General features: G+C 70.0%; 7 protein-coding genes and 3 tRNA genes. All 10 read left to right on the top strand.

Going from position 1 to position 10,070, the window contains the following annotated elements; all coding sequences use genetic code 11:
• The first annotated feature begins 11 nt into the window (after positions 1-11).
• Positions 12-1,820 carry a M61 family metallopeptidase gene (locus ABSH63_RS12335; RefSeq protein ID WP_352890166.1) on the top strand — a complete coding sequence of 603 codons (1,809 nt, stop codon included), beginning with the start codon at positions 12-14 and terminating at the stop codon, positions 1,818-1,820.
• Positions 1,817-2,464, top strand: a complete 648-nt coding sequence (plsY, locus tag ABSH63_RS12340; protein ID WP_352890167.1) for a glycerol-3-phosphate 1-O-acyltransferase PlsY — start codon at positions 1,817-1,819, stop codon at positions 2,462-2,464. Before ABSH63_RS12335 ends, plsY begins: the two co-directional genes overlap by 4 nt.
• The gene (locus ABSH63_RS12345; protein WP_352890168.1) at positions 2,449-3,420 is read left to right on the top strand and encodes a biotin--[acetyl-CoA-carboxylase] ligase; all 972 of its coding nucleotides are present in this window, start codon (positions 2,449-2,451) and stop codon (positions 3,418-3,420) included. The genes plsY and ABSH63_RS12345 overlap by 16 nt, the downstream gene beginning before the upstream one ends.
• The gene (locus ABSH63_RS12350; protein ID WP_352890169.1) at positions 3,417-4,148 is read left to right on the top strand and encodes a type III pantothenate kinase; all 732 of its coding nucleotides are present in this window, start codon (positions 3,417-3,419) and stop codon (positions 4,146-4,148) included. Before ABSH63_RS12345 ends, ABSH63_RS12350 begins: the two co-directional genes overlap by 4 nt.
• Positions 4,149-4,268: 120 nt before the next feature.
• On the top strand, positions 4,269-6,248 hold the full coding sequence (locus ABSH63_RS12355) for a pilus assembly protein TadG-related protein (RefSeq protein ID WP_352890170.1): 1,980 nt from the start codon (positions 4,269-4,271) through the stop codon (positions 6,246-6,248).
• Positions 6,249-6,350: 102 nt separating this feature from the next.
• A complete protein-coding gene (gene hrpB, locus ABSH63_RS12360; RefSeq protein WP_352890171.1) occupies positions 6,351-8,849 on the top strand; it encodes an ATP-dependent helicase HrpB in 2,499 nt (832 codons plus the stop codon).
• 90 nt (positions 8,850-8,939) lie between these two features.
• Positions 8,940-9,026 (top strand) — tRNA-Tyr (locus ABSH63_RS12365).
• Positions 9,027-9,227: 201 nt separating this feature from the next.
• Positions 9,228-9,301, top strand: a tRNA-Gly gene (locus tag ABSH63_RS12370).
• Positions 9,302-9,329: 28 nt separating this feature from the next.
• Positions 9,330-9,405 (top strand) — tRNA-Thr (locus ABSH63_RS12375).
• A gap of 41 nt (positions 9,406-9,446) precedes the next feature.
• Positions 9,447-10,070 (top strand): GTP-binding protein (locus tag ABSH63_RS12380; protein WP_352890172.1); only part of this gene is annotated, 624 nt, incomplete at its 3' end.

The following is a 10,070-nucleotide window of genomic DNA, read 5'->3' on the forward strand; positions in this document are numbered from 1 at the left end:
TCCTGAGCCCGATGAGCGCCCACAGCCGCGCGCCCGAGTGCCCCGTGCGCTACACCGTGCGCATCGCGCAGCCGCGCGAGCATCTGTTCGAGGTCGTCTGTTGCGTCGAACGCCCGGATCCGCAGGGGCAGATCTTCCGCCTGCCGTCGTGGCTGCGCGGCAGCTACCTGGTGCGCGATTTCGCCAAGCACGTCGTCGACGTGTCGGCGATCAGTGGCGGTGCCCCGGTGGCGCTCGAGCGCCTCGACAAGCGCAGCCTGCGCTGCGCGCCGGTGGCGGGCGCGCTCGAACTGCGCTACCGCGTGTTTGCCTTCGACGCTTCGGTGCGCAAGGCCTGGCTCGATCTGTCGCGCGGCTTCTTCAACGGCAGTTCGCTGTTCTACTGCCCGGCCGGTTGCGAAAACACCGCGTTCGAGGTCGACCTGTTGCGGCCCGAAGACCCCGCCTGCCGCAACTGGCGCGTGGCGACGACGCTCCCCACGGTGCAGGTCGACGCCGACGGCTTCGGCCGCTACCGCGCCGACGACTACGAGGCGCTGATCGACCATCCGGTCGAGTTGGGCGAGTTTCGCCGGATCGATTTCGAGGTCGACGGCATCCCGCACGCGCTGGTGCTCGCCGGTCGCTGCGATCCCGACCATGCGCGCCTGGCACACGATCTGACGCGCATCTGCACGGCGGCGCGCGCGCTGTTCGGCGGCGAACCGCCGCTGGAGCGCTACCTGTTCCTGACCAATGTGGTCGGCAACGGTTACGGCGGACTGGAGCATCGCAGCTCCACCGCCTTGATCTGCTCGCGCAAGGATCTGCCACGGGTCGGCGATGAAAAGCCGAGCAAGGACTACCGCGGCTTTCTCGGCCTGTGCAGCCACGAGTACTTCCATCTGTGGAACGTCAAGCGCATCCGCGCGCAGCGTCTCGCCGAGTCCGATCTGGGCGCCGAGGCCTACACCCGCGATCTGTGGCACTACGAGGGTATCACCTCCTACTACGACGATCTGCTGCTGCTGCGCGCCGGCATCATCGATGCCTCGACCTGGCTCGACCTCGTCGCCGAGAACGCGACCCGCGTCGAGCGCGCACCCGGCGCGCGCGTGCAGACGCTGGCCGACGCCAGCTTCGAAGCCTGGATCAAGTACTACCAGCCCGACGAGAACACGCCCAACGCGACGGTCAGCTACTACGCCAAGGGCGCCCTGGTCGCGCTGTGCCTGGACCTGCTGCTACGCCGCGACGGCGGCAGCAGCCTCGACGCGCTGATGCGCGCGGCTTGGCAGCGTTGGGGTCGCGACGGCGTGCCGGTGCCCGAGGGCGGACTCGAAGCGCTGGCGCAGGAACTCTCGGCGGCGGACCTCGGGCACTTCTTCGACCTAGCGCTGCGTTCGACCGAGCCGCTGCCGCTGGCCGAGCTGCTCGCCGATTTCGGCGTCAAGGCCGAGCGCCGCGCCGCCTACGGAGCCCACGACGGCGGTGGCCGCGCGAGCGGCAGTGCGGTGCGTGCCTGGGCCGGACTGACCCTGCGCGCCGGCGAAGCGCGCGTGGCCCACGTGCTCAGCGGCAGCCCGGCGGCACGCGCCGGTGTACACCCGGGGGACCAGCTCGTCGCCCTGGATGGTCAGCGCGTGAGCGCCGCCCGCTGGCACGAACTGCTGGCCGGCTGCGAGCCCGATGTGCCGTATGCCCTGCACGTGTTCCGCGACGAGCTGTTGATCGCGCTGACGCTGACGCCGTCGCCGCCGCCGCTGGACACCTGGACCTTGAGCCTCACCGATGCCGATGCCGCGACGCGGGCACGGCGCCTCGCCTGGATCGGCGCATGATCGACACGCTGCTGCAGACGCTGTTGGCCTACCTCGTCGGTTCCGTCATGGGCGGACAGATCGTCGGCCGCCTGCGCGGCGGCGTCGATCTGCGCACGCAGGGCAGCGGCAACCTCGGCGCGACCAATGCGCTGCGCACGCAGGGCGCGGGCTTTGCGCTCGCGGTGCTCGCGATCGACGTGATCAAGGGCGTCGTCGCCTGTGTGCTGATCCCGGCCTTGCCGACGCTGGGCGAGCCGCTGCTGGCGCGCGCGCAGCAGGCCTACCTGTGCGGGGTCGCCGTGGCCCTGGGACATTGCTACCCGCCGACCGCGGGCTTTCGCGGCGGCAAGGGCGTGGCGACGCTGGCCGGCGCGTTCGGGGCGCTGATGGGTGCGGCACTGCCGTGGATGCTCGCCGGCTTCGCGCTGGTGGTGATGCTCACCGGCTACGTCAGTCTGGCGACGATGGTGGCGGCGCTGCTCGCGCTGTTCTACGTCACCTGCCTGAGCGCCCCGGGTCTGTTCTCCGATGCCGGCGCGTTCACGCTGGCGATGGTGGTGCTGATCGTCTGGACGCATCGCGACAACCTCAAGCGCCTCGCCGCCGGCCGCGAGCACCGCTTCGAGAAGGCCATGGTGCTGCGGCGATGGCGCAATCGCTGAGCGAGGCCGAGTTGCTCGCGCTGGTGGACCGGCTCGCCGACGGCGACTGGCATTCCGGCGAACGGCTCGCCGCCGCTTGCGGCATCAGCCGCGCGGCACTGGCCAAGCGCATCGAGCGGCTCAAGGACTGGCAGCTCGCGGTCGAGGCGCGCCATGGCCTCGGCTATCGGCTGGCCGCGCCGATCGAGCGCCTCGACGCGGCGCGGCTGCAGGCGGCGCTGGGCGAGCGCCTGCGCGTGCGCGTCGTCGCCGTCACCGACTCGACCAACGCGCAGTTGCTCGCGGCCGATGCCAACGACGATCCGCAGGCGCTGTTCGCGGAGTACCAGACCGCCGGCCGCGGACGGCGCGGGCGCGGCTGGGTCACGCCGTTCGCGGCCCAGCTCGCGTTCTCCGTGGCATGGTCTTTCGATGCGGTCCCGGCGCAGCTCAGCGCCCTGCCGCTGGCGGTCGGCGTGGTGCTCGCGCGCCGTCTGCACGCGCTCGGCGCCGCCGCGGTACGCGTCAAGTGGCCCAACGACCTGGTGGCCGACGGGCGCAAGCTCGCCGGCATCCTCATCGAACACCGCGGCGAGGGCGGCGGCTGCCGCGTGATCGTCGGCGTCGGCCTCAATCTCGGACTGCGCCCGGAACACGCCAGCGAGGTGACGCAGCCGTGGATCAACCTCACCGAGCTGCTCGCGGCGCCGGTCGCGCGCAACGCACTCGCGGCCGATCTGCTCGATGCCCTGACGACCACGCTCGCCGCCTATCCGCGCACCGGCTTCGCCGGGCACGCCGCGCACTGGCCGGCACTGGACGTGAGCTACGAGCGCCCGGTGCAGGTCCAGCTCGGCGAGCGGCGGATCGACGGTATCGCCCGCGGCGTCGACGACGACGGCGCGCTGCTGGTCGATGCCGCCGGCACGCGCCATCGCCTGCATTCCGGCGAAGTCAGCCTGAGACTGGCGCGATGAGCGCGCGTCGGCTGCTGCTGGACATCGGCAACTCGCGCCTGAAATGGGCCTGGCAGGCCGGCGGCGACCTCGGCGAGCGCGGGGCCATCGCGCACGCGGGCGATCCGGCGGCGGCGCTGCCGGGCTGCCCGTTGCTGCCGCCGCATGAGGTCTGGATCGCCCACGTCACCGGCGCCGAACACGAGGCGCGTCTGGCCGCCGTGGTGCGCGCGCGCTACGGCTGCGATCCGCACTTTGCGCGCAGCCGTGATCGATGGCGCGGCCTGCGCAACGGCTACAAAGACCCCGCGCGCCTGGGCGTCGATCGCTGGCTGGTGATGCTCGCCGCCTGGAGCGAGCAGCGCACCGCGACCTGCATCGTCGACGCCGGCACCGCACTGACCGTCGACGCCTTCGACGGCGACGGCCGCCATCTGGGCGGCATCATCGCCGCCGGCCTGTCGACCCAGCAGCGCGCGCTGCTCGACCAGACGCGCTTTGCGACGCGCGCGCGCGGTGCGGCGTATCACGCCGGATTGGGCAGCGACACCGAATCCTGTGTCAGCCAAGGCGCCATGCTCGCCTGTCTTGGCGCCATCGACCGCGCCGTCGCGGCCGTGGACGCCCCGGCGCGGCAACTCATCACCGGCGGCGACGCCGGCGTGCTGCTGCCGCACCTGTCCGGCGACTGGGAACACCGCCCCGATCTGGTGCTCGAAGGCCTGCGCGTACTCGCCGAAGACCGCTGATCGGCGACGAGCGGTCGGGCGCCGGCAGTCCGTCGGACGCCGCGCGCCGCTGGGCGGGCGCACGTTACGCCCGGTTGGGCCGCCTGCGAAGCTTCCTGCAGGTTGGAGCAGGCAAAGACCATGGCGCAGCGCAGACTCGGCAAGGGATTGCACCGGCAACGCGGCGCCGTCGCCGTGTTCGCCGCGATCGCGCTCGTCGCGATGCTCACCGCCACCATGCTGGCGATCGACGTCGGCCGCATGTACGTCGCCAAGCGCGAACTGCAGAAGCAGGCGGTGCTGGCCGCGCTCGATGCTTCGCGCCTGGTCAGCGGCTGCTCGATCGACGCCGATACGCCGGTCAACAACGATCCGGTGGCGCTCAGGGGCGAGGTCGAAACCCTGGTCGACCAGATCCTCGCCGAGGCCGGTGTCAGCGGCACCGTCGGCCGGCGCGTCGATGCCGAAGGCACGCCGCGGGGCATCGATGTGGGCGTGATCCAGACCGACGCGCAAGGCCGACGCCATCTCATCAATGCCATGGACCAGCCGCCCGATGCGGTGCGGGTGACGTTACAGCGGCCGTTTCCGACCCCGATCTTGCCGCTGTTCGCAGCCAACGACGGCCAACTCATGGTCGCCTCGGCCACCGCGCAGCAGTCGGCGGTAGGGAGCTTCTATCTGGGCAGCGGTTTGTTGCGCATCAATACCTCGCAGTCCGCACTACTGAATTCGCTGCTCAGTGAACTGCTCGGCGGTACCGTCTCTATTGACGCGGTGACCTACGAAGGCTTACTCGGAGTGGCTGTAAGCCTTGAGCACATCGCGACCGCGTTGGGCCTCGAAGCCAAGGACTTGTCCGATCCGGTGACGCTTGGCGCGCAGACGCCCCTGCTGTCCGACATGATCGACGGCCTAGCCGGCGCGCTGTCGGGCACCGCGAGCGGCGCGGTGACCGGCTTGCTCGGCGATCTCGCTGCGATCGCCGCCGGCGGCAACGATCTGCCGGTGCCGCTGGCATCCTTGCTCGGCGCAGTCGACGACACCGCGGCGACGGCACCCTTCGTCAATCTGCTCGACCTTTTGATCGCGCTCGGCGCCGCGGCGAACGCGGATGACAGCGGCGCGGTCGCGCCGATTGCCCTGCCGCTCGCGCTGAGCCTGCCGGGTCTGGCCTCTGTGCACACCTTCGTGCAGATACTGAAGCCGCCACAGTTCAGTGGCATGCAGCGCGCCGGCGTTGCCGAGGCGCACACGGCACAGATCCGCCTGCTCGTCAGGCTGCAGGTCGATGCGCTGAACTCGATCACCCAAGCACTCAACCTGCTGACGCTGGGGGGCTTGCTGGGGCAGGTCATCGCGCCGCCGATCAAACTCGGCGTCGACGTCAATGTGGCCGAGGCCAGCGCCTGGCTCGACCGTATCCAGTGTCCACGCTTTGCCGACCCGTCGCTGAAAGCAGACCTCAGCGCCAGAGCTGCGGTGGCGACAATCAAGCTCGGCACCTTTGACGGTGCGGCGGCAAACGCGCCGTCCATCAGCGATGGCGTGTCGCAATTGTTGGGGGTGACGATCAGGATTCTTGGCGGCTTGCTCGCCGAGATCAACGTGAATCTGTTCCTGCAGTCTCCGGTCGAGACGATGGCAGGGAGCCAGACGCCGGTCCCACTCCAGACCATCGATGCGTTCACCAAGGCTGATCAGCCTGCAGGGGAGCGTCCCTACTGGATCGCCGACACCGCGCCCGAAACTGCGCTGAACCCGCAGACAGTTGGCACGACCGGCCTGCTGTCCGGAACGCTGTCAACGTTGTTCAGTTCTCTGCAGATCACGGCGACGGCGCCCGGCCACGCGAGCGGCAGCAGCATCTGCCTGCTGCGCGTGCTTGGCAACTGCACGCTGTCGATCCCGGTCGACTCCATCCTCGATGTCGTACTCAACCCGGTCGTCACCCTGCTCGGTACGCTGCTCAACGGCGTCGGCGGCATCGCCGATGCCATCATCGACCCGCTGCTGCAGGCACTCGGCATCCGGATCGGTTCGGCAACGGTGACGATGAACGCCGTCAGCGTCGATCAGCCGCGTATCATTTCGACCGAAGTGCCTGCTTCGGGCTTCTGACGGCGCGCCACCGAAGCTGCGATCGGCGACGCGGATATCGCCGCAGGTTCTTGTCGCATGCCCGGCAGGTCGCGCTCGCCTACACCCGCGACCGCGCAAGCCATGAACCGCCGACTCCCCGACCTGCCTGTTGTTGAAGCGGTGCCGCGCCTGCGCACGGCGCTGGCGCAGGGCTGTGCCGTGCTGTCCGCGCCGCCGGGTTCGGGCAAGACCACGGTGATCCCGCTGGCACTGCTCGATGAAGCTTGGCTGGCCGGGCAGCGCATCGTCATGCTCGAGCCGCGGCGCGTCGCGGCGCGCGCGGCCGCCGCGCGCATGGCGAGCCTCTGCGGCGAGGCGGTGGGCGAAACCGTCGGCTATCAGGTGCGCTTCGAGCGCAAGGTGTCGGCGCGCACGCGCATCGAGGTCGTGACCGAGGGCCTGCTCGCGCGGCGCCTGCAGGCCGATCCGGAGCTGCCGGGCGTTGGCCTGCTGATCTTCGACGAGTTCCACGAGCGCTCGCTGGACGCTGATCTTGCGCTGGCGCTGGCGCTGGATGTGCGCGCGAACCTGCGGCCGGAGCTGCGCATCTTGGTGATGTCGGCGACGCTGGACGTTGCCCGCGTTTCAGGGTTGCTCGGTGACGCGCCGGTAGTCGAGAGCGGCGGGCGCCCGTTCGAGGTCGAGCTGCGCTACGCGCCGCCGCGGGCGGATCTCGATCACGCCGGCGCGGTGGCGCAGGCGGTGTACACGGCCTTGCACGAGACGACGGGCGACGTGCTCGCCTTTCTGCCGGGTGCCCGCGAGATTCGCGGCGCGCAGCGTCTATTGAGCGAGAAACTCACCGATCGCATCGGTCTGTATCCGCTGTACGGCGAACTCGGCCCGCGCGAGCAGGACGCGGCGCTCGCCGCCGACCCCCACGGCCGGCGCAAGGTGATTCTGGCGACCAACATCGCGCAGACCAGTCTGACCGTCGACGGGGTGCGCACCGTGGTCGACGGCGGCCTGGTGCGCGTCGCGCGCTTCGATCTGGGCGCGGGTGCCAACCGCCTCGATACCGAACGGGTCTCGCGCGCGTCCGCCGATCAGCGCGCCGGCCGCGCCGGGCGTCTGGGCCCCGGCGTCTGCTACCGGCTGTGGAGCCGCGAGCAGCAGGCGCGGTTGCCCGCGCATGACACCCCGGAGATTCTCGTTGCCGACCTGACCCGCTTTGCGCTCGAACTCGCGGCCTGGGGCGTGCGCGATCCGGCGACGCTCGCCCTGCTCGATGCGCCGCCGCAGACGTCCTGGCGTTATGCGTGCGAGTTGCTGCGCGAACTCGGCGCCATCGACGGCGAGGCCCGCATCACCGCACACGGCCGCGCACTCTTGCGGCTGCCGGCGCTGCCGCGGCGTGCGCAGATGCTGCTCGGCGCGCACGCGCACGGCCTCGGCGCGCTGGCCTGCTGGGTCGCCGCAGTGCTCGACGAACGTGAGGCCGGCAGCCTCGATCTGGCCGATGCCGTCGAGCAGCATCTGCGCGAGCGCGGCGAGCCGGCGGCGCTGCGGCGTGTGCGCGAGGCGGTGCGGCAGATGCAGCGGCTGCTCGGCATCGATGCGATCGCCGCGGTATCGGCCGATCGCCTGTCGGCGGCCGAGGTCGCGCGCATCGTCGCCTGGGCGTATCCGGAACGCATCGCGCGGCGCCGACCCGGCGTGCGCGGGCACGGCGAGCTGGCCTATCAGTGCGCGGACGGCGGCGAGGCCACGCTGGCGCCGTCCGATGCGCTGGCGGCCAGCGAGTGGCTGGCGATCGCGCACTGGAGCGTCGATGGCGGCACATCGGCGCGCCGCATCCGCTTTGCGGCGGTGCCGGACGTCGCCCAGCTCCTGGACGATCACCCGCCGCGGATCGAACCACGTGTGCACTGGGATGCGCGCGCCCAGGCCGTCGTCGCCGAACGGCAGTCACGGCTCGGCGCGCTGATCGTGGAGCGCAAGCCGCTGGCGGCGCCTGCCGGCGCGGCGGTCGCCGCGGCGATGTGTGAGGGCGTACGCTCGCTCGGCCTCGATGCGCTGCCGTGGACCGAGGCGGCGCGCCAGATACAGGCGCGGGTGATGTCACTGCGCGCCTGGCGGGCCGACGAGGACTGGCCCGATCTGGGCGACGACGCCCTGCTGGCGCGGCTCGACGAATGGCTGTTGCCGCATCTGGACGGCATCACCCGGCGCGATCATCTGTCGCGGCTCGATCTGGCGACGATCCTGCGCCAGCAACTCGATGACGGGCAGCAGCAGCGGCTCGACCGGCTGGCGCCGACGCACCTCGCGGTGCCCACCGGCTCGCGCATCCGCCTGGACTACCGGCCGCCCGAGCCGCCGGTGCTCGCCGTCAAGCTGCAGGAGATGTTCGGCTGTGCGCAGACACCGACGGTGAACGAGAGGCGCATGCCGGTGGTGCTGCATCTGCTGTCGCCGGCGCAGCGGCCGGTGGCGGTCACGCAGGATCTCGCCGGATTCTGGCGGTGCGGCTATGCGGACGTGCGCAAGGATCTGCGTGGCCGCTATCCCAAGCATCCGTGGCCGGAGGATCCGCTCGCCGCCGTGCCGACCCGGCGCGCCAAGCCCCGCAGCGGCTGATGCCGCCGAGCAGGTTTGTCTTGACGCCCCCGGTGGACCCGACCACAATACGCGGCCCTTTCGGGGCGTACGCGCCTCGGCAGGCCCGGCGGAGGGATACTCAAGTGGCCAACGAGGGCAGACTGTAAATCTGCTGGCTTTACGCCTACGGTGGTTCGAATCCACCTCCCTCCACCAGTCATTGAAGTGCGGTAGCGAGATCGTAAGGGTGTTCTCGGGCGGTGTGGCGGTGCGTGATCCGCGGCTGCCGAGAGGGCGGGTTCGGCGGCATCGCGGACGAGGTCGAGGCTCGCCGCAGGTCCGCTGGACTCGTGACGGGGCTCAAGGCCGTTTTCCTTGCTCGCGCCGTCGAATGTGGTATTGCTGTTGCGGCGTGAAGCGGGTGTAGCTCAATGGTAGAGCAGAAGCCTTCCAAGCTTACGACGAGGGTTCGATTCCCTTCACCCGCTCCAGACGTTGATGGTGAGGCGGTTCGTTGAGGCCCACGTAGCTCAGTCGGTAGAGCACACCCTTGGTAAGGGTGAGGTCATCGGTTCGATTCCGATCGTGGGCACCATTGTTCAGGCCACGTGACCCAAGAAGATTGGAGCCGTAAACATGTCTAAGGAAAAGTTTGAGCGCAAGAAGCCGCACGTGAACGTGGGGACGATTGGACACGTGGATCACGGCAAGACGACGACGACGGCGGCGCTGACGAAGGTGTCGGCAGACAAGTACGGTGGGACGTACGTGCCGTACGATCAGGTGGCGAAGGCGTCGGAGTCGCAGGGTCGTCGTGACGCGACGAAGATTCTGACGATTGCGACCTCGCACGTGGAGTACGAGACGGCGAACCGTCACTACGCGCACGTGGACTGTCCTGGGCACGCGGACTTCGTGAAGAACATGATCACGGGTGCGGCGCAGATGGACGGTGCGATTCTGGTGGTGTCGGCGGTGGACGGGCCGATGCCGCAGACGCGCGAGCACGTGCTGCTGGCCAAGCAGGTGAACGTGCCGAAGATTGTGGTGTGGCTGAACAAGTGCGACCTGGTGGAAGACGCGGAGCTGCTGGACCTGGTCGAGATGGAAGTCCGGGATTTGCTGAACAAGTACGGATTTGACGGTGACAACACGCCGGTGATCCGCGGTTCGGCGACCAAGGCGATTGCTGGCGAGCCGGAGTGGGTGGCCAAGCTCGAAGAGCTGTACGACGCGATCGACACGTGGATTCCGGAGCCG

The sequence above is a fragment of the Sinimarinibacterium thermocellulolyticum genome, assembly GCF_040327995.1.
Classification (GTDB): Bacteria; Pseudomonadota; Gammaproteobacteria; order Nevskiales; family Nevskiaceae; genus Solimonas; species Solimonas thermocellulolyticum.